The sequence below is a fragment of the Fodinibius salipaludis genome (assembly GCF_002287075.1).
Taxonomy (GTDB): Bacteria; Bacteroidota; Rhodothermia; order Balneolales; family Balneolaceae; genus Fodinibius; species Fodinibius salipaludis.
Genome location: NZ_NSKE01000003.1, coordinates 361,231 through 381,811 on the forward strand (window position 1 = coordinate 361,231; position 20,581 = coordinate 381,811).

The 20,581-nt window shown below is 39.8% G+C and carries 20 protein-coding genes and 1 pseudogene; 17 read left to right on the forward strand and 4 right to left on the reverse strand.

Features of this window, described 5'->3' with window-relative positions:
* Positions 1-149: 149 nt before the first annotated feature.
* Positions 150-320: a S24 family peptidase gene (locus CK503_RS16415; protein ID WP_350354260.1), complete on the reverse strand. Its 171-nt coding sequence runs from the start codon at positions 318-320 to the stop codon at positions 150-152.
* 203 nt (positions 321-523) lie between these two features.
* Here CK503_RS16415 and CK503_RS05830 point away from each other — a divergent pair, with 203 nt between their 5' ends.
* From CK503_RS05830 to CK503_RS05850, 5 genes are all read left to right on the forward strand, one after another.
* Positions 524-856 (forward strand): hypothetical protein, encoded by a 333-nt coding sequence (locus CK503_RS05830; RefSeq protein ID WP_095605850.1) that lies wholly within the window; start codon positions 524-526, stop codon positions 854-856.
* A gap of 173 nt (positions 857-1,029) precedes the next feature.
* Positions 1,030-3,306, forward strand: a complete 2,277-nt coding sequence (locus tag CK503_RS05835; protein WP_095605851.1) for a TonB-dependent receptor — start codon at positions 1,030-1,032, stop codon at positions 3,304-3,306.
* A gap of 80 nt (positions 3,307-3,386) precedes the next feature.
* Positions 3,387-4,028: an HmuY family protein gene (locus CK503_RS05840; RefSeq protein ID WP_095605852.1), complete on the forward strand. Its 642-nt coding sequence runs from the start codon at positions 3,387-3,389 to the stop codon at positions 4,026-4,028.
* Positions 4,029-4,079: 51 nt separating this feature from the next.
* Complete coding sequence (locus CK503_RS05845) at positions 4,080-5,753, forward strand: sirohydrochlorin chelatase (RefSeq protein WP_095605853.1); 1,674 nt, start codon at positions 4,080-4,082, stop codon at positions 5,751-5,753.
* A 355-nt stretch (positions 5,754-6,108) separates the two neighbouring features.
* On the forward strand, positions 6,109-6,621 hold the full coding sequence (locus CK503_RS05850; RefSeq protein WP_217988345.1) for a hypothetical protein: 513 nt from the start codon (positions 6,109-6,111) through the stop codon (positions 6,619-6,621).
* A 16-nt stretch (positions 6,622-6,637) separates the two neighbouring features.
* Here CK503_RS05850 and CK503_RS05855 read toward each other — a convergent pair whose 3' ends face one another.
* Together CK503_RS05855 and CK503_RS05860 are read right to left on the reverse strand one after the other, a co-directional pair.
* A complete protein-coding gene (locus tag CK503_RS05855) occupies positions 6,638-7,669 on the reverse strand; it encodes a porin (protein ID WP_095605854.1) in 1,032 nt (343 codons plus the stop codon).
* Between the two features lie 132 nt (positions 7,670-7,801).
* The gene (locus CK503_RS05860) at positions 7,802-9,796 is read right to left on the reverse strand and encodes an ATP-binding protein (protein ID WP_095605855.1); all 1,995 of its coding nucleotides are present in this window, start codon (positions 9,794-9,796) and stop codon (positions 7,802-7,804) included.
* A 278-nt stretch (positions 9,797-10,074) separates the two neighbouring features.
* On the opposite strand from CK503_RS05860, the gene CK503_RS05865 reads away from it, so the two are divergent.
* Complete coding sequence (locus tag CK503_RS05865) at positions 10,075-10,497, forward strand: hypothetical protein (RefSeq protein WP_095605856.1); 423 nt, start codon at positions 10,075-10,077, stop codon at positions 10,495-10,497.
* 6 nt (positions 10,498-10,503) lie between these two features.
* Here CK503_RS05865 and CK503_RS05870 read toward each other — a convergent pair whose 3' ends face one another.
* The gene (locus CK503_RS05870; protein ID WP_095605857.1) at positions 10,504-10,956 is read right to left on the reverse strand and encodes a hypothetical protein; all 453 of its coding nucleotides are present in this window, start codon (positions 10,954-10,956) and stop codon (positions 10,504-10,506) included.
* A gap of 308 nt (positions 10,957-11,264) precedes the next feature.
* On the opposite strand from CK503_RS05870, the gene CK503_RS05875 reads away from it, so the two are divergent.
* The 11 genes and pseudogenes from CK503_RS05875 to CK503_RS05925 all read left to right on the forward strand — a co-directional run.
* Positions 11,265-11,714, forward strand: coding sequence for a response regulator (locus CK503_RS05875; RefSeq protein WP_095605858.1), 450 nt, complete (start codon positions 11,265-11,267; stop codon positions 11,712-11,714).
* A gap of 19 nt (positions 11,715-11,733) precedes the next feature.
* The gene (locus CK503_RS05880) at positions 11,734-12,231 is read left to right on the forward strand and encodes a chemotaxis protein CheX (protein ID WP_095605859.1); all 498 of its coding nucleotides are present in this window, start codon (positions 11,734-11,736) and stop codon (positions 12,229-12,231) included.
* Positions 12,232-12,242: 11 nt separating this feature from the next.
* Entirely contained in the window at positions 12,243-14,717 is a 2,475-nt protein-coding gene (locus tag CK503_RS05885) for a chemotaxis protein CheA (protein ID WP_095605860.1), read from the forward strand.
* Positions 14,718-14,809: 92 nt separating this feature from the next.
* The gene (locus tag CK503_RS05890; RefSeq protein ID WP_095605861.1) at positions 14,810-15,595 is read left to right on the forward strand and encodes a CheR family methyltransferase; all 786 of its coding nucleotides are present in this window, start codon (positions 14,810-14,812) and stop codon (positions 15,593-15,595) included.
* Between the two features lie 10 nt (positions 15,596-15,605).
* Complete coding sequence (locus tag CK503_RS05895; protein ID WP_095605862.1) at positions 15,606-16,088, forward strand: chemotaxis protein CheD; 483 nt, start codon at positions 15,606-15,608, stop codon at positions 16,086-16,088.
* A gap of 140 nt (positions 16,089-16,228) precedes the next feature.
* Positions 16,229-16,615 carry a response regulator gene (locus CK503_RS05900; RefSeq protein ID WP_176466225.1) on the forward strand — a complete coding sequence of 129 codons (387 nt, stop codon included), beginning with the start codon at positions 16,229-16,231 and terminating at the stop codon, positions 16,613-16,615.
* Positions 16,605-17,063, forward strand: coding sequence for a chemotaxis protein CheX (locus tag CK503_RS05905; protein WP_176466226.1), 459 nt, complete (start codon positions 16,605-16,607; stop codon positions 17,061-17,063). The genes CK503_RS05900 and CK503_RS05905 overlap by 11 nt, the downstream gene beginning before the upstream one ends.
* Before the next feature lie 8 nt (positions 17,064-17,071).
* Positions 17,072-18,124 (forward strand): protein-glutamate methylesterase/protein-glutamine glutaminase, encoded by a 1,053-nt coding sequence (locus CK503_RS05910; protein WP_255233342.1) that lies wholly within the window; start codon positions 17,072-17,074, stop codon positions 18,122-18,124.
* A 37-nt stretch (positions 18,125-18,161) separates the two neighbouring features.
* Complete coding sequence (locus CK503_RS05915) at positions 18,162-18,530, forward strand: response regulator (protein ID WP_095605866.1); 369 nt, start codon at positions 18,162-18,164, stop codon at positions 18,528-18,530.
* 150 nt (positions 18,531-18,680) lie between these two features.
* Positions 18,681-19,193 carry a chemotaxis protein CheW gene (locus CK503_RS05920; RefSeq protein WP_095605867.1) on the forward strand — a complete coding sequence of 171 codons (513 nt, stop codon included), beginning with the start codon at positions 18,681-18,683 and terminating at the stop codon, positions 19,191-19,193.
* Between the two features lie 65 nt (positions 19,194-19,258).
* Positions 19,259-20,581: pseudogene (locus CK503_RS05925) on the forward strand (hypothetical protein); the annotation flags it as partial.

The following is a 20,581-nucleotide window of genomic DNA, read 5'->3' on the forward strand; positions in this document are numbered from 1 at the left end:
CTAATATTACCAAAATTGATTATTTTTTATAAAAAACGTTTATATAAGGGGGTAAATTACAAAAAACGTTTATATATTCTGCCAATCTGATTTATTAATAAATTTATACAGGGAAGTAGATGGCAGAATTCTTAACGGCGGTTGGTATTTTATAAAGGTGTACCTACCCAGACAATCCTGCCCAAAACCTTAATCTGATCAACACTATCTTCATTAATTTCGACTGGGTGGTACTTCTTATTAATTGTTGTTAGAAGCAGGTGATTATCGGGTAACTTTTGAAGAAGTTTCATTCGTACCACATCGTCGAACCGAATCACAAAATACCGTCAGAACTAATATTTGTCTTATCACTATTAACCAATACGAGGCTATCTGGCCTGATTTCAGGACTCATGGCATCACAACCTATCCGCATTGCAAATAGTTGATTGCTGGGTTCTTGTAAAATTCCATCAAGAAAAATATTACACAGGGGTAGGCTATAGGAAGGGTTTGACCAGCAAATTATCTCCTCTTCAAAATGATTGGTAAAACCATCACGGAAATAACACAACCAATTTTCACAGATAATATTATTTATCGGGAGGAGGAAAATTCATGTGAGGAATATGCTTTTTTGAAAATTAAAAATACTCATCCTCAAATAGCAAAGCTTGTTGTTGGGAATACAGAGTCTCCTGATATAATGTTTGTGAGCATACAAGAAATAATAGGACATTCTCCCAAGAAAAAACCTATCTCCAAAAGGGTAATAACGAGGATTCTGTTTTCCTTCTTGATAGCAAGGGAGAATTCAAGCAAGCAAACCTTTCTGCTTACAAGAAGTTGGGATATAGTAAATCTAAGCTTCTAAGTATGGATATAGCAGATATTACCCATCCTTCAAGAGTGAGAAACACTAATATGTGTATTTAGCAACGTACTATTTAGAATGATTAAGAATAATATCTTGCTATTTGTAATTAGTCTAAATAAGTTCAGCGCCTTAATTGTTCGCATAAAACTATAAATAGAAATTAGCAATTGATGTATCCTCAGTTCTTTTTTTCGGTTCTTTTCGTACTTATCACATTCCAAGCCAATGCACAATTTATTGATGGAACCGTAGCAGATCAGGATGGCACTCCCTTAGAAAATACGCACATCCAGGTTAAGGGCCAGGATTTAACAACAGTGAGTGATAGTGAGGGCAAATTTCGCCTGCCCATAAGCAAACTTGAGAAGCAGAATGTAGTCCTCATTGTCTCACGAATAGGATACAATACAAAATCAGTAGATGTAGACGTAGAGAAGGCTCAAGACCAATCCTTAACGATTGCGCTTGTAAAAGCAGTTTATGAATCTGAAAACATTGTGGTAACGGCCACGCGAACCCGCAGAGATATTGAAGAAGTTGGTATCCCAGTCTCAGTCGTTTCAGATGAGGAGATCAGCCGATCCGGGAGCATGAGATTAAGTGATGTGCTAAGTGAGCAGACGGGTATGCAGATTGTCAATGACCATGGTACCGGAATTCAGGTGCAAGGGTTTGACCCCGATTACACGCGAATAATGATTGATGGAAACCCGGTTATCGGCCGAACGGCCGGAACGCTTGACTTGAGCAGGATTTCGGTACGCAATGTAAAGCAGATTGAAATTGTCAAGGGACCTTCTTCAGCGCTTTGGGGAAGCGATGCCCTGGCCGGAGTAATTAATGTTATTACGCAACAAAGTAACGATCCATTTGCGGCGGGATTGACAACTCGGTATGGGACCAATAGTACGCTGGATCTCAATGGAAACGTATCTTATAACACTGACAGCTGGAATAATAATTTTTCCCTGAATCGCAACAGCTCAGGAGGGTATAGCCTCAATCCGGAATCTGTTTCTCAAACTGTTCCCGAATATGAAAACTATACGTTCCGCTACCGTACCTCTTTGGATCTGAATGACCAATTAGCGCTGGAAGCAAATGTTCGGTACTTCAATGAAATGCAGCAAAACCAGAGTTCGATCACCGAGGAGAACGGTTCTGCCCGGCGTCTGAACTCAGATCAGTTTCGGGAAGATTTTATGGCAACGCCCTCCATCAGTTACACCCCGTTTGATAGACTTAATATAGACTTAAGCTGGATGAGCAGTTTTTATAAAACCGATTCTGAATTAACATTTGCAGGCACCGGTGAACGTTATGAGCAGTCTGTATTTAATCAGTACTATAATAAACCTGAATTACAAGCAGGGTATCGCTGGGATAATAAGCACCATTCAATACTCGGCGCTGGGTTTATTTTTGAAGAGCTTGAGGCAGAACGGTATCCGAGTCAGCCCGGATTTACCACCACATTTTTATTTACCCAGCATAGTTGGACCCCGGGCTCGAATTTTGAGCTGACTGGTGGACTTCGTTTTGATGGACACAGCGAATATTCATCACAAATAAGTCCTAAGATTTCATCACGCTATCGGCCTGCCGAATGGATTCAGTTTCGGGCTTCGGCGGGAAGGGGATTTAAAGCTCCGGAATTTCGTCAACTGTTCCTTGACTTCACCAATGCTACTGCCGGATACAGCGTCTATGGATCGAGTACGGTGGTTGAGGGTATTCAAAGGCAAAAGGAAGAGGGTAATATTAGTCAAATTTTGATACCCATCGAGGATCTTGAAGAAATAAAAGCGGAGTCATCATGGGCGGTAAATTTTGGTTTTGATGTGGATCCGGTTGAGCAGGTCAGGGTTCGATTTAACCTGTTTCATAATGATGTCAGTGATCTCATCGAGACCGCCCCGATTGCGCAGAAAACTAACGGACAGTCTGTTTATACCTATTTCAACCTTGATGAGGTATATACGCAAGGTGCAGAAGTTGAGCTTCGGTATCAGTTTCGCGATAACTTGACGGGATCAATCGGATACCAACTTCTTGATGCCCGACAAAGAATTGAGCGCGAGCGTACAGTACAAGACGACCAAGGAGAAGTCGTTCAGCGGACTGATGTTTCCTACGAACCGATGTTTAATCGTTCCCGGCACTCCGGTAATGTGAAGCTATTTTACGATCATAAAAGCGGATGGGGATTTAACATTAGGGGGACATTGCGAGGTCAATACGGCCTATATGACTCTAACGGTAATGGTTTTGTTGATAGCAATGAATATGAGCCTGGTTATACCACTTGGGATCTGGCAGTATCAAGAGAAATTGTGAACAAAATTACGTTTCAAGCTGGTGCGGATAATATTCTGGATTATACCGACAGTAATCAGTCTTCATTATCCGGAAGGCTGTGGTATGGCCAGGTGGCGGTAGATTTTTAAGTGTAAAGTGTTTGATTACTCACAAACAAAATCGATTTAAATTTTTTAACTAAATCTCCAATCATAACTATACGAGTAAAATGTTTAACAAATACCAAACAAGCTTATCATTAATAATAGTATCACTTGCACTGTTAGTTTCAGCTTGCAGTGACAGCACCAGTGGCGTTGAAGAACCTATTTCAGAAGTAGAAGTTCAGAAGGTCGAAGATCTTGAAGCTACCGGCGAAAATGGCGAATATACGTTTTTTAGTCTACGATCTGGACAAGAGGTTGCTCACGGTGATTCGGCAACGACGGAATGGGACGTTGCATTTAATGGTACAACAATCCGTTTTAATGGTGGAGTAAGTGGACCTGGTGATGGCGGAGCTCTTCTTCTTGACGTTCCTTTTGATGAGGTAAGCACTGCTCCTACTGAAGGATATTACACCGATACTGATGATTCTCTTGCCGTTCCCACTGGCGGTGGTAACGGGTGGTATACGTATACCGGAAGATCCAATCCTCCGCATGCCGTTTTGCCCATTGAAGATCGTACAATCGTGCTTGAAACAGCCGATGGTGAGCACTACGCTAAGCTTAAAATTATTAGCTACTATAAAGGCAATCCGGATACATCAACTGATGAGTTTGCGAATCTGGAAACACGTCCCGACAGCAAATATTATACGTTCCGTTATGCGGTACAGATGACAGAAGGACTTCGTGAGCTAAATTAAAAAGTTTTATAAGAATTAGCGTAAACCTGTTAAAATCAAATAATTACTTTTATGAAATTTATACGATTACTTTATCCGCTTTTAATCCTGTTGATGTTGCCCGCTATGGCATGGTCAACCAATCAATCAGATACTGGTTTCTTAGTGGTTGCCCCTGACCGTGGTTTTATGGGGAATGAAGAGATACGAGAAGCTTTTGGCTCGTTTGAGGAAGAGTATGTCTCAAGTCTCGTTTTTATTACTGAAAAAGATACTGATCGTTTTCTACAAGAGGGCATCGACAAGTTAACATCACAAAATGTTGATGATATTGTCGTCTTACCACTATTCATTTCCAATGATCACCCTATGTATAAGCACGCAATTCAAACGCTTAAAGAGGATTTTGGGAAGCAAAATACTCAGGCGCCCATCCATGTAGCAGAAGTAATGAGCGAAAGTTACTTGACTGCTGAATTACTTGCGGATCGGATTGGACAGCTGAGCAAAAAAAGTGGGGACGAATCATTAGTTGTCGTTGCTACCGGAGCTTCCGATCAGGCTGAAAAAGATGCTATGCGCGAAGACGTACAAAATGTGTTAGCGATGAATGAAGGTCGTTTTAACTTTCAGGGAGAGTCGGTCATTGTTTTTAGTAATAACGGTGGTCGATCCGATGATGCTCGTAAGCAACTGGAAGAAAAGCTGACCGAAATTCGCCAGAAGGAGTTGACGCCCGTGGTAGTGCCTTTTAGTTTTACGCAAAAGCTCGATGGCATGATGGCGTTTAGCTCGCGAATACGACCTGTAGTGGCAGATTATGAGTCCTTGTTCAATGGCAAGGATTTGACTCCTCATAAGAATATTGAGCTTTGGCTTACCAAACAGGCGAACAGTTACTTGCCGGTAACAAAAGAAAATTTAGGTGTGATATTTATGCCGCACGGCTCTGACTATACCTGGAATCGCCGAATGATGAGTGCTGTTGAGGATCTGCAAAATGAGTATATGATTGAGCATGCGTTTAGCATGGCCGATCCCCATCTTGTTAAAAAAGCTGCTCAACGGCTTGAAGAGCGAGGAGCGAAAGCGATAACGGTGGTTCGGGTATTCTCACTTGAGTCAAGTTTTAGGGGAAAAACCGAATATATGCTTGGCCTCAAAAAGCAACGTGGGCATGGAGGTCATAGCTATGGAGGAGTACCACCTCGAATAATTAGCGGCAGTGACTTTTATACGTTGGGAGGTCTTGAAGATTCCCCGCTATTTGCTGAGGCTTTGCTTGACCGTGTTCTGGAACTGAGTGAAAGCCCTCAAAAAGAGACTATTGTGTTGACTGCTCACGGTACGGGAAGCGATGAAGCTAATAATCACTGGGAAAATAATCTCGAACGAATAGCCTCTCATATGCAGAAAACAGCTGAAGAAAAGGGAGTTTCCTTTCGAGCGATTGAATATGGTACATGGCGTGAAGACTGGCCGGATCTGCGGGAAGAGTCAATAAATAATATTCGCAACCTCATAAAAGAAGCTTCCGAAAATGACGGCACTGCTATTGTGATTCCTGCCCGGACAACTCACGGTGGGCATGCAAGCCGTTGGCTTTCAGATTTGGAATACAAACATAATGGGAAGGGTTTTGCTCCTCATCCTTTATTTGAAAAGTGGTTCGAAAAGCAAATCCAAAAATCATTGGATCATTTTAATGAAAAAAACGAGGGTACTAACGTATTGTCCTCTAAGTAAAATCTAGTATACTGTATAAAGTGTTGCCCGGTCATTTTTACAAAAGTGGCCGGGCTTTTTATATGGTATTTTTTTAAGAAGAGTAAATCAGTCATTTCAGATTTCGTATCAGTTGTAAATCGATACAAATCAAAAAAGAGAAAGCGAATAGGGTAAATTTGTGAAATAGCGAAGGAAAATTTTAAAATGTGTGATGAAGAAGAGTTAAAGTTATATTAATATTATTGGAATAATGGCTTTGCGTATCCTGGTTTGTAAAAGAAGGAAAGATCGTTGGAGTTTTTTTGATAGTACATGAGATAAGCTATTGGTTTTGTTTTAAGCATGGAATAACAAATTCATAATTTATTTGTTTATGAAAGAGCACAAAGGAATGCGTCCACAGGATGTGGTTATTCTTTTAAAGATTATTGCGTTGGGTGATAAGAAATGGTTTCTAAAAGATCTGGCTACTCAACTTAATATCAGCAACTCGGAGGTGAGTGAGTCTTTACACAGATCAGTTATTGGCGGACTGATTGAAAGTGACAAAAAGACCATTAAGAGAAAGAAGTTGCTGGAATTTCTGGTGTATGGAGTGCGGCATGTATTCCCTGCTGTCGAGGGGAGGTTGGCCCGGGGGATGCCTACTGCTTTTTCTGCTTCTGTGCTAAGTGAAGAGTTTGTGGTTGAAAATCCCTATATATGGCCAGCGAAAGGATTTAGCACCAAAGGTATTTCTATTGCTCCGCTGTATCACACTGTGCCACAAGCATGCGAAAATGATACGTTACTTTATGACTTGTTAGCATTAACTGATGCCCTGAGAATGGGCGCTAAAAGTGATGTATTGATCAAGCTTTTATCCCAGCGAATGGGCATCAGCTAAGTTAATGGACTATGGGTTAAAATCCTACCTGAAGGATGGCAAAGAAGTTCGATTTATCAAAACTGTCATCCGTTGGGAATGAATAGGTAAGTTTCAGCTTGGTAAACTTATTAGGACTGTGATTAAAGCCAACAAGAATATGTTCGCTATCTTGTGCTAAATTATCTCCCTCAAAAGCATCCCATCGAGCCAATAGGCGGCTGTTGTCTGTAACAAGATATCCTGCCGTAACATAGTAGCCGTAAGGATTACTGTCAGCTCCCACATCGGGATTTCTCCAGGCGTTAATAAATTCCCCGTCCAAAAGTAACTTACCTTGCGTAGTACTGGCGTAGGTAGTCAATAGGGTTTGTTGCCCAATATAACCGGTTGAGAGGTTTCCACTTCCGGGTGTATCTTTGGTCTCATTAGCCACACTTACGCCAAGCTTTGTTTGGTTGTCTCCATCACCGAAATAGCTTTCAACCCGGCCGACATAAAGAAACTTGTTATCATCATTACTGTTGCCGTTATAGCCATTACCGTTAAAGATACCACCGGTAAAGCGGAATGTTTTTTCGGAGGTGTAGGTATCAAGTTGTAATCCTAACTGGCGTTTTGTTCCCAGCTGATTTACTGCAGTCGAACGTCTCGCAAAAAGTACAGAGCCTGCTCCGGTCAAATATTCATGTGAAAAGGGTGACTTAAATAGCCCAGCTTTCAGCTCCACTTGTGAAGACGGCCTATAATAAGCATTAGCATCTAATACGGATGGGCTTTTAAGCATGGTGGCCTGCAGTTTATATCCAAATTTGCCATCAAAAGTGCCCCCCATCTTAAATCGTGCTTTTGATGCGTGAAAGCCATTACCGGCATTTCGTTCAGGTTGAAAGTCGGCCTGACCTTGAAGTAGAATCCCAAAAGAAAAGTAATCGTTCTTTAAATGCTCTTGGAGGTTTTTAACTTGCTGTTCAAACTTTGCCGATTCCTGGGCAAAGGTGTTTGTGTTTATGAAAAAGAAAAAAACTGCTGTAAGAAGATAAGTGTTTAGTCTGATAATATTTTTCATGCTGAATCCAAATTAGGTTTATAGATCATTCTATGATGATCAGTTATCGTAGAATCAGGAATAATCTTAAGTAAAAAAGAGGATGTCTGATTATTTAACTCCTAATATGGAAAGGACCGATCAGGGGAAGAGTTAATCGGAAAAAAGATAGTTATTGGAGGAGTCTTGTTTCAATAAGGAAGAAATAGTGTTCACTAATATATCGTAGCTCCCATAGCTTTTTTTAACTATGCCATTTGCGTAAGAAAGCAGGGTATTACGTTCTTCATCGCTCAGTTTTTTTCCTGTATATACAACAGTGGGAATGGAAGCCAATCGTCCATCATTTTTAATTTGTTTTAAAAAATTCAGGCTATTCGTATCACGGATAACATAATCGGTAACAATACAGTCAATGTGATTGTCTTCAAGAACCTGATACGCTTTTTCTAAGGTGTTTACTGCTATACAGTTGGCAAAGGTATAGGTAAGATATTCTTTGATAGCTAAATTATGTACCTCACTGTCATCAATAACAAGAATAGTTTTATTTTTATGACTTAGCGGCACGTCATCGTTAAGGTTGTATTCTTCTATGTTCGTTTGTTGGTTCTGTAACGATTTATCTGATAACTTTTCATGTGCTGGCAGATATAGAGTAAAAACAGATCCTTTCTCAACCTCACTTTCAACTTGGAGAACCCCGCCTATGCTTTTAGTTAATTTTTGACAAATATCTAATCCAAGTCCTGTCCCTTCCTTTGAGTTTTTTGTGCGATTATAGCGACCAAAAATCTTCTTTAACTGGCTTTTCGGGATGCCGATTCCCGTGTCTTTAACTCTAAATGCAACGGCATTTTCAGTATCAATTGGTATGTTGGCAAGTTCTTGATTGGTAACCGAAAAAATATTAAAAGTTACGCTTCCTTGATTGGTAAACTTAAAAGCGTTTGAAAGTAGATTCTTTAAAATACGTTTAACGTAAGTTTGATTAGTAGATATATAGGACTGTTGCAGGGAAGAGGTATCATAATGAAAATCAATCCCATTCCGCTGGGCAATGGGATTAAATACTAAGTATATCTTTTGTGCAAACGAATCCAAATCTAACGAGTCAGATAATATATTTTTTGATGTTTCATTGTTATTACTTGGATCAAAAAATTCGTTTATATAGTTAAGAAGGTGCTTCCCCGAAAAATGAATAGCTTGTTGAAATTTGCTAAACCCCTCTTGAAAATCTCCCGGTTGTTTATCAAAAAGTAATTTGTTAGATAAAATGATAGACTGTAAACTGGTTCGCATATCATGCGCAGCATTTACCAGTAACTCTTCTTTTTGTTTGTGTTTGTTCAGATATTTGGCGGTAATTTCTCGCTGTCTTTGAAGCTTGCGTACTTTATACCATGTGTCACTTATATCTTTATTTATCGCTAAAATAAATGAGTTGTCATCATAAGAAATTTTAGTGAACAGGATTTCGGCAGGAAAAATCACACCTACCCCTCGGACTATATTGGTACAAAGAGAAATGGACTTTCGTTGTTCTTCTAAAAGAGGTTGAACTAAGTTTGTAAACGTTTTTATGTTGTATTCAGGATAGATAACTGACGGTGTGATCTCCTCAAGATTAATGTTGGAGTATCCCAGACTATCTTTTGCTGTCTGGTTGATATATTGACAGGTAAGTGTTTCTGCATCGAAAACGAAAACATTTTCAGTGCTTAGGTTTAGGATATCAGACAGAAGTTCCGAAGAGTTTGTTATTGTTTCTTCTTGGAATTTTGATGTTGTCGTGGAGAGCTCGCGTTGCAGAATTTTTGGGAGACGGTAAAGGTCTAAAGCAGATACACAATCATTTGCTCCTTGATTAAGTGCTCTTTTGAATGACTCTTCTGAAAGATTTTCAGTAAAAAAAATAATTGGACTACCCGGAAAGTTCTCGGCAACTGTGGGTAACAAGGTAAAAGAAGTAGGATCTTCGGAAAGAATGACGGCATCCCAGTAACTATTATCGACTAACTCCTGGGTAACCTCCTTTGAATTCTCCAATATCAAATAATCAACATTAAACCCTTCGGTTTCAATGGATTTTATTATTTGAGAACAGTGATTCTCAGAAATATTAATGAGTAGTAAATGTAGCATCACGTTTGTTAAATAGTTCCCTTATAACCCGTGTTTAACTTAAAGAATTCCCTAATTGGCCGATGAGATGATTCCTTTTTCGCTTAGTCCTTTCTTACTAATAAAGTACTAAAAAAAAGTCACGGCACCCCATAGTCAAGAAGATTTTCAAAAGAGGATTAAATTTTTTTAATATTAATATTTTTTAATAAATTCTCACTGGAAATGACTCTCATAAAAGAGGGGTTTCCGGGATAGGTAATTTAATTTTAGGACTATATAGATATATACGTTGGCTTATGAATATGGACGATACTAATGTAGGTAGTAGTGATGGGCCGTCTGAATCAGAATCTGGGAATACGTTAGAGGACAAGTTTTCCAGGAAATTCCAATCAATTTATGTAAATGAAGAGAACAGTAATTACGAACAGATTAAAATGGTTTTAGGGCTTCAAGAAGAAATTGTTTGCAATAAAATGCATAAGGCCATGTCTCCGATTAGTGCAATTTCTGGATACTTAGATTTGATGAAGATTATGCTTGAAAATGATTCAAGCAATGAATCTATTGAGCGTTACAGAAGTAAGGTTGAAGAGGGTATAGGTGAGCTTGGAGATATTGTTGAGGAATTATATGAGATTTTTGATGAGACCGATCAAAATAATAGGTCAGTGTCAATAACTGAAATGAGTTCAGATGCCAGTCGTCGGGCAAGTTAGTTGATTCTATAACAGTGTGTTGTATTGTTGCCCTTTGGGATTTTTAAAGATGTTGACCTGCAAATTATAGAGGTTCTGACGTAAGACTTGTATCTTGTGAGTATCAATATTGGAAGGGGCCATTAACGCATCTGAATGAGTGTCTCTTTCAAGTAATATTTTGGACTGAAGCAAGGTTAACTTTTTGTGTCCTACTACAAAAAACTGTTGAAATAGTTCGCTGAAATCTTTCTTCGGCATTAACTGCATGAAGTCCGATCCGCTATTATTATTTCCTTCTGCAGTTATTTGATGCGCTTCTTCATGATCCTCATTCCCATCCTGATTTTCTTCATCAATATCGGGAAAGTCTTTCGGGGGTTTAGATTGTAGATCGGCAACATATTCCTGAATTGGATGCACGCCTCCCAGAGCTGGTATTGATGAAGAACTACTTGGTTTAGATGAACGAGAAAGCATGATCTGCTCTAATTAGGAAGTGTGCCTTTTTTAATTAAGCTCCATTATTTAGAGTTATCGGTGATGTTAAGCCTTTCTTTAAGAATTTCAAAGCAGGTCGGTAGTGTAATAAAAATATCATTAACTGAGTAGTAGCTTGTTTTCTTTTAAATAATTCGATTTTCAGTAAAAAAATTTAAGTGATGTCCCCCACCGACGATAAAGGAGTATGAATAGCTAATAACTATTTGTTGCTCGGTTGATGATTGAGATGCGACTGAGTTCAAATCCGTAGAAATATTTTTACCTAAAAAGTACTGGAGTTAGTAATGAGTAAGATAAAAGCACTGGTAGTAGACGATTCAAAAATTATGAGGAGTGCCGTAAAGCGTGCTCTTGATAATCTTATGTTGGCTGATTTTGAATACGTAGAGGCCAAGGATGGCGAAGACGCACTAAGTAAGTTTAATGAGGAGATCGAGATTATGTTTGTTGACTGGAACATGCCTAATATGACAGGGGTTGAGTTTGCCCAGGCTATACGAGAGCAGGGTAACGACCATATTCCTATTATAATGGTAACGGCCGAAAAGTCTATGGGGAAGGTCGATAAGGCTTTAAATGAGGGCGGAGCTAATGAGTATGTCACAAAACCATTTACAGCTGACAAAATGCACAAAGCCATCAGTGACTATTTCGACGAAGATGGAAAAATTGTAGGTGGAGGTGATGGCGAGGAAGAAGACAAAAGTTTTTTCAAAGGTATACTAAACTCTTAAACAAGCAGGTAGAAAATAAATGAAATTAGCTGAAATTGAAGAATTAGAACAGATCCCGGAAGAGTTGGTGGAAAAGGTTGAAGAGTCTGTTTTAAATACGTTTGGATCAATAATTGGTGAAGAACTGAAGTACATTGAGTACGAAAACGGTGATAAGCCTCTTAACGGTATAATTGGAAATATTGCAGTTTTTAATACTGATCATACGCTTTCACTGATGTTGGCCATTCCCAAGGATACGGCCTTGTACTTTTCAAAGGTATTTATCGGGATGGAGTTACCATTTGAAAGTGATGATATGGGAGATCTGGTTGGAGAAATTTCAAATATTTTGGCCGGTGATGTTGCTGCTAATGTAGAAAAGGTTGGGTTTCGGGGACAATCTTCGTTGCCTACGGCTACAAGAGGTAGTGACTTGACCCTCTTTATGCCTAATAAGCCTCCTACCAAAAAGATGAAGTTTATCAGTGATAATACAGAATTTTTACTGACGATGGTATTAAGTGAATCTAACTAAACAGTATTGGGATGAGTAGTAAAAAAGAACAGCGAATAGAAGATCTTGGAAATATAATGCGTGCGCTGGCCGATGTATGGCCGGCTGATCGTGAGAACGTCGCAGTTGCAGGAGCTCAGTTTGAGGAATTTATTTCTACTTTTGAGGAAGATCCCGGGCAGCTACAGCGGCTAATCGATATGGCATGGAAGGGCTTGAAATACCTTTTCCAAGAGGATGATTATTTTATAAGTGTTAAAACAGCCACAATGCAGGCTGTTAATACGATACGTGAGTATTTAGTCAATGATGGAAATATTGAGGTCGAAGTTTTTGAAAAAGCTTATGATGATCTTGTGGATGCATTGGCAGGTGAAAAGGAATCAGCCGATAAATTAATAGAGCTTGATGAGGAATCATCTGAGCCAGGCTCATCGGATACCTCAACTATTGATGAGTCTAAAACACTGAATGATCTGGCTTCTTATATAATGGGGTTGGAAGAGGATGAGGCGTCAGGCGAATATATAGAAAGCTTAAATTCTATTACTGTTGCAGTAATCTCTAACGCACGGCCGGATATTGCAGAAATTTTGGAAGGTGTAAAACAGCAGCTTGAAGATGTCCGCACCGATGGCCCGGAAGAGCATGCTGGTTGGTTACAAGAGATTGCGGCAATCACCGAAAAAGCTATTGAGGTTGAAGAGGCTGGAGAGTGGGAGGAAAGTGAACAGGTAGAAGCTAAAACAGAATCCCATTCTGCCAATAGCGATGGAGACAATATTTCAGAAGAATTGCCTTCGTTATCCGAGGAGTTTTATATCCCCGATGATATTGATACTGCGATGGTTGGGGAATTTATTACAGAGTGTACCGAGCTTTTGGAGATGGCTGAAGGAGCTTTGCTGGATTTGGAGGAGAATCCGAATGACAGTGAGCTCGTCAATAAGGTATTTCGAGCGTTTCATACTATTAAAGGTACCTCGGCATTTATGGGATTGGATCCCATATCAGAATTTACTCACCATCTTGAAACGGTGCTAAGCATGGTGCGAGATGATGAATTAGATTTTGATATGGCATGTGCCGATATCTCGCTGGAGGCTATCGATATTATTAAAAAGATGTTGGATGTTGTCGAAGGGGCTGAAGCAGGTGATCACTTGCCGAAGCCATTAAACTTTGAACGGTTGACAAAAGTTCTGCATCGCGTGGCGGATGAGAAGATTCCCCCCAAAAAAGCACTGGAAGCTGCAGGCGGTATACAATATGAAGATTCGCAGACCACAGAAGAGTTGTTGGCAGAAAGCGAAGGGCAAAATACGAATGGGAGTTCCAAGGATGGTTCTGATGACAGCCAAACAGAATCATCGGTACGTGTAAATGTTAGTAGGCTGGATCAGCTTATCGATATGGTGGGTGAATTAGTTATTGCTCATTCGGTAGTAGCACAGGATGAGGCTATTCCTGATCATTCTGATTTGCAGAAGAAAATTAACCATACCAGTAAAATTTTACGTGAACTGCAGGATACAAGTTTAGCACTGCGTATGGTTCCTTTGAAAGCCACGTTTCACAAAATGAATCGTTTGGTTCGGGATTTATCGCGAAAGGCCGGCAAGTCTGTAAAACTTTCGACCTATGGGGAAGACACGGAAATCGACCGAAACATGGTAGATATTATTAACGAGCCGCTTGTACACATGGTTCGTAATGCTATTGACCATGGTATCGAAACGCCGGAAGAGCGAGCAGCATCTGGAAAGCCAGAGGAGGCTCAAGTATGGCTGCGTGCATCGCAGGAAGGTGGAAAAGTTGTTATCGAAATTGAAGATGACGGAAAAGGGATTAATAAAGAGAAAGTGTTGGAAAAAGCAATTTCCAAGGGACTCGTTGATCCCAATCAGAAAATGACAGATAAAGAGATTTATCATCTCATCTTTTTACCCGGTTTTTCTTCTACTGATGAGGTGACTGACTTATCGGGTCGAGGGGTAGGAATGGATGTGGTTCGGAAATCGATTGAAGATCTTAAAGGAAAGGTTGATGTAGAATCGGAGGAGGGAGAAGGAACTAAGATCATAATTGAGTTACCATTTACTCTTGCAATTACCGATGGAATGCTTGTCCGTGTTGGTTCGCAGCGATTTATTGTGCCAATACTCAATATTGACCAAGCATTTAGAGCAGAGCGTAATGATTTATTTACAGTAATGGGTAAGTCGGAAAAAGTTTCTATTCGTGGTGAAACAGTACCTGTTATTCGATTACATGATCATTTTAATATTGGTGATGGGATACAGGATCTTACTGATGGCACTTTGCTGGCAATACGTAATGCTAATAAAAAATACGCCTTACTGGTAGATGAAGTAATAGGTCAGCAACAACTTGTAGGAAAGTCTATTAACATGGCTGCCCAGATGGATCATATATCGGGCGGTGCTATTTTGGGTGACGGCACAGTCGGACTCATACTGGATACGGCGGCACTGATAAAAAATTAGATTTCTTTAGGAGTAACTGGCTTTAGGAATGAAATGGATCAATAGTAGGGTGCCATAGGTAGGATATGGCACCTTTTTTAAAATTATAGATAATGAATTTAAAACAAACAGAATTCAAAAAAATTCAAACCAAGATTTATGACTATTGTGGAATAAATCTGCATGAAGGGAAACAAGCCCTCGTCCGATCAAGGGTTATGAAGCGCATCCGAAAGCTTGGACTTCAAAATTTTTCTCATTACCTGAATTATCTTGAAAGCGATTCTTCAGGCGAAGAGTTTTTGGCGTTAGTTGACGTATTGACAACAAATAAAACGAGCTTTTTTCGGGAAAGCCAGCACTTCAAGTTTATACGTGATAATGTATTACCCGAGATAAATGGCAGACAGGTGAAGTGGTGGTCGGCCGGTTGTTCAACGGGAGAAGAGGTGGTAAGTAGCTCCATCGTTATTCAGGAAAATATTAATCCACAATCAGTAAAAATTTTAGGAACGGATATTTCCCGCGATGTAATAAAAACGGCAAAAAGAGGAGTGTATCAGGCAAAGTCTGTAAAAGGAATTTCACCAAAATTGGTTAGCAAATATTTTAGAAAGGTGAATGATGAGCAGTATCAGATTACAGAAAGTATTCGCAAGATGGCTACATATGGACGATTGAATCTTAAAAAGAAATGGCCGTTGAATGGTCCTTTTCAAATAATTATGTGCCGAAATGTGATGATTTATTTTAATCGAGAAACACAGCAGGAGTTAGTCTCTCGGTTTCGGAAAATGTTAGAACCAGGAGGATATCTCTTTTTAGGACACTCCGAAAGTATAGCAAGTGCAGATAGAAAATTTGAAAATATAAGTCCGGCTGTATATCGGAAAAAATGAAACCCTCAGCATGAAAACAGTAGTAGGTGTTAGTGATTATAGGGTCTCGGGAAATACCGATGAGACCATTATTACATATGCGCTGGGTAGTTGTTTGGGAATTGCTGCGTACGATCCCACCATAAATGTTGGTGGATTGCTGCATGTAATGCTTCCATTGTCGAAAGCTGATCCGGAAAAAGCGAAACTAAAACCCGCTATGTATGTTGATACCGGCTTTCAGCTTCTATTGGATGAAATATATGATTTAGGTGCTAAAAAGAGGAATATCAAAATTACGGTGGCCGGTGGAGCAAGTATGAGGGCGAAAGACCGGGAAGATTATTTTAAAATTGGGAAACGTAATATTACAGTTATTCGAAAACTGCTTTGGAAAAATAGATTTATGATATCCAGCGGAGATGTAGGCGGAAATATTTCGCGTACAATGGCTTTACGCATTGCCGACGGGTATATCACGATCAACAAAAAGCCAATTGGTGTAAATAAATAAGATGGAATATTAGATTCTTCTAACTTTTAGGATTAAGTATCAATCTGATTGAACTCTTCAATATTTGGTTCGATAACAAACTTGACTGTTGTATTTATGGGTGATGATCAAGAAATAATAATCCGAAAAACTTTATGGTGATGAATATATTAGTTGTAGAAAATCATAGAAGAAAGGGTACGGGAATCATTCAAATGATTGGCAAGATAGATTTAGATATAGAAAACTTGTATCAGGCCAATGATGGCAATGAGGGGTTGGAAATATTGAAAACATATTTTGTTGATTTGATGCTGGTTGATATAGATATGTTAGTAATAGATGGATTAGAAGTTTTGGGTAAGATGCGTTCTGACACTGATTGTTCTGAAGTACCAACAATTGTAATATCTTCGCGAAGAGACATGAAATTATTTAATGCTGTTACAAGCAGTGGTCTTGGTTATCTTCATAGGCCATTTAGTTGGCGAATGTTGCGACAAAAGATATTAAAATTCAAAAATGGCGATGCAAGGTATGTCGTATAAAAGTGAAATATATAAAGCCGCTGCTGAAACGTTTGAGATAACCTGTTTTTTATTCCCTATCGAAGAGGAAGAGGTGGATAATCAATCCAAGGAGCAGCTATTGTTATCAAATATGAAGTCGATGGTTGAATTTAGTGGTGCCACTGATGGCATGGTGATCTTAACTCCATCAAAATCATTATTAAATGCAATGGCCGGTAATATGCTGGGGATTGATGAGCCCAATAAAGACGAAAAGGAAGAAGCTTTATGTGAGGTCGCAAATATTATCAGCGGAAATATAGCTCCCATTTTTAGTAAAAAGGGGGAGTTATGTTATATAAGCCCCCCACAGCTTTTTAGCAATGGGGAAAAGTCGACAAAAAATATTACCAATTCTTTGAAAGAAACCGTTCGAATATTTTTGGACGAAGGGGCGGCTGATATCGAAGTTCACTATCAAGTTTAGGAATAATTATGATAAAAGTATTAATAATTGACGACTCGGCATTAGTTAGAAAGCTTCTTACCAAAGAATTGGATAAGGAAAAAGATATTAAGGTCGTGGGTTCGGCCATAAACCCCTATGTGGCCCGGAGAAAGATTGCCGAGCTCGACCCCGATGTGCTAACATTGGATCTTGAAATGCCGCGTATGGATGGGCTTTCTTTTTTATCGAAACTTATGAAGTATCATCCCATGCCGGTGGTGGTAGTTAGTTCGTTGACCCCAGCAAATAGTGACAATGCGTTAACAGCACTCCGGTTGGGAGCTGTTGATGTAATTTGTAAACCCGGTTCGGCCTATTCAACCAGGGAGATTTCGAGACAAATTATCAAATCGGTCCGTACTGCTTCGGTGGCAAACGTAAAGAAAACAACTACAAAGCTGACCAAGAAAAAACAGGTTGGTAATACAGATGGTCATCCCGGTGCTCGATTAAAGACAACGACTAAAAAGTTGATTGCAATAGGGTCGTCAACAGGGGGGACAAAAGCACTTGAGGAAATATTGCCGGCCCTACCACCACGCTTACCGGGGACGGTTATTGTGCAGCATATGCCTCCTGTTTTTACGAAAAGTTTCGCCGAACGCTTGAATAATGTTTGTAGGGTGAATGTAAAAGAAGCTGAAAATGGAGATTGGATTCAGCCCGGGCAGGTACTTATTGCCCCTGGAAATTATCATATGCTTGTACAGAAAAAGGGAGCAAAGTATTATGTTAAGATTAAACAAGGACCTCCCGTGCATCATCATCGTCCCAGCGTGGATGTAATGTTTAATTCAGTAGCAGAGGCTGCTGGAGTAAATGCAACGGGTGTTATTTTGACCGGAATGGGATCTGATGGAGCAAAAGGGTTAAAAGCGATGAGAGATCAGGGGGCACACACAATTGGTCAAAGCGAAGAAACGTGTGTAGTATATGGGATGCCAAAGGTAGCTCAGGAGGTGGGTGCTGTTGTCGAAACGTTGCCATTATCACAAATCGCGGAGGCAATTGTTGCCAGAACCAAAGAAAAGGTTGTTTGATACGGGTACCATTTTTTCCTAAACAAATATTGTAGCTATGGATATTAAAATTTTAGTGGTGGATGACAGCCCAATAATGCGCAAAGTAATTGAGCGGACTTTTAATATCTGTGGTTATGAAAGTACATCAATATTTGAGGCAAGTAATGGCAAAGAGGGACTTGATATTTTAGAGGAGCATGCCATTGATTTACTTATAGTAGATATTAATATGCCAATTATGGATGGTGTGCAGATGCTAAAAGAGGTTAAGAAAAATGACCAAACCAAAGAAATTCCAATCCTTATTATTTCAGCGGAAAGTAATAAAGAGAGAATAGAAAAGTTGAGCCGTTTTGGGGCAATTTTTATTCACAAACCATTTACGCCGGAAAAACTGATGGCAAAAATGGAACAGCTTATCTGAATCGAGAAAAATATTCCTTTTGAAAAACTATTTAAGAAGTCTGTCAGCAGGACGATAAGAGTACTGTAATTTAGGAGCAGAACAACTAATTATTTGATTGAATAAAATTCAGTCGGATAATCACAAATTTCTTAATAGAACATTTTTGTTATGAGTGAAGCAACAACGAAAGAAAAAGAAGTGGATAGCCAATCAGATGTGGATATAGAAGGGGGCAAGTTTTTGACTTTCTTTCTTGGTAATGAGGAGTATGCCATCGAGATTCTGAAAGTGCAAGAAATTATCGGACTGATGACAATAACACCAGTTCCCAAAATGCCCGACTATATAAGGGGAGTGCTCAATTTACGCGGAAAAATAGTTCCCGTGATGAATTTGCGTACTCGCTTTGGTCTCGAGGAAATTGAGGATACTGATGAAACCTGCATTATCGTCATTCAAAATAAAGAATATCTGATGGGGGTCTTGGTTGATAAGGTTTCGGAAGTAGTTGATATAGCAACTACGGAGATCGAGGATGTTCCTTCTGTAGGGGCGGGAGAACAAAGTGATTATTTGGCCGGTATCGGGAAGACGGACGATTCGGTAAAAATGCTTTTAGAAGTAGATAAAGTGCTTTTTGATGTGCCTCAGAAGGTCTTGGAGACCTCTGATGAAGAGTAGATAGGCAAGGTTCAGTAATAAATAACAAATAGGGTTCAGCAACAAATAAAAAATAGGATAATAGTATGGCTTTTTTAGATAGATTTAACGGGGATTCTGGTTCGAATCCCGGAGAAAATAATTGGACAATTGGTAAAAGAATTAAAATGCTTACTGCTTCAGGGGTGAGTATAACGCTTTTAGTGGGGGCGATAGCATTCTATGCCTTAAATGCAATCAGTGGATATAGTGATACACTCGTAAATATCTATATTTCAGAGTGGGGTAGTTCGCAGGCATTAGATCAAACTATTCGAAAGGCGGGTAATGAATACTTGCGGTACTCTCAAAGCAATGAAGATCAGTATTATGAGCAGGCAATCGGACGTTTTCCTAAAATCAACGGAGAGATTGAAGAGATTCAAGAGGTTTTGAGTGGGTATTCGGATCCTGACCTTGAGAAAAAGGTGATAGAATTGAAAGAAGAGTCTGCTCTATATCGTACAAGTTTGGAAAAATATCATTCGGCTGCAGAACAAATCAGAGAAGATGGAGCGGAAATCGAGTTGCTTTCACAGGATATAAAAAGTGCGCTGGGTGACTATTTAGCTGATAGTGATGCGGAAATGTCAGAAGAGGTCGCGGGTGTACGGGCAGAGGTTTTGGATAACGGCCGTCGTTTGTGGAAGGTAATGGTAGAAAATACGGAGGATCGTTGGCAACAAATAATAAGTACTTATGCCAATACTCAGAAGACTCTAACAGATATCCGCAATGAGGTAGAACCTGATACCGAACGCCGAGAGGCCTTGGATAATGCTGTTGGATATGTGGATCAAATTATTGTTGCTGCGGATAATATGGTTGCACATAATAAAACTCTTTTAGAAGCGGAACGGAATACTGATTCTGCTTATGAAAAGCTCATAAAAGATGCAAATATTGTTGCTGAAGCTGCCGAACAGGGGGCAAGGGATCAAGCAGATTTGGTAGCTGCCACAGTCTCCCAAAATTTGTGGATAATATCGATTGTAGGCATTGTCGCAGTTTTTATAGCTATTCTATTAGGAATTTTTATCGGCCGTTCTATTAATTCCGTGCTTGAAAACATGATTAAGCGTCTTAGTGGTGGGGCCGACCAGGTAGATGCCTCGGCTGGCCAACTATCGGGAGCAAGCCAAGAGCTGGCGGAAAGTGCCAGCGAGCAGGCGGCAAGTCTGGAGGAGACGACCTCATCGCTGGAAGAGATTTCCTCTCAGCTGAAACAGACCGACCAAAACTCAGCTGAAGCTGAGACCGCGATGAATGAAGCCAAGCCGATGGTGGAAGAAGGCGTTGAGGCGATGAATCGGATGAAGGAGGCTATGGAAGATATTAAAGAGTCTTCGGACCAGACCTCGAAGATTATC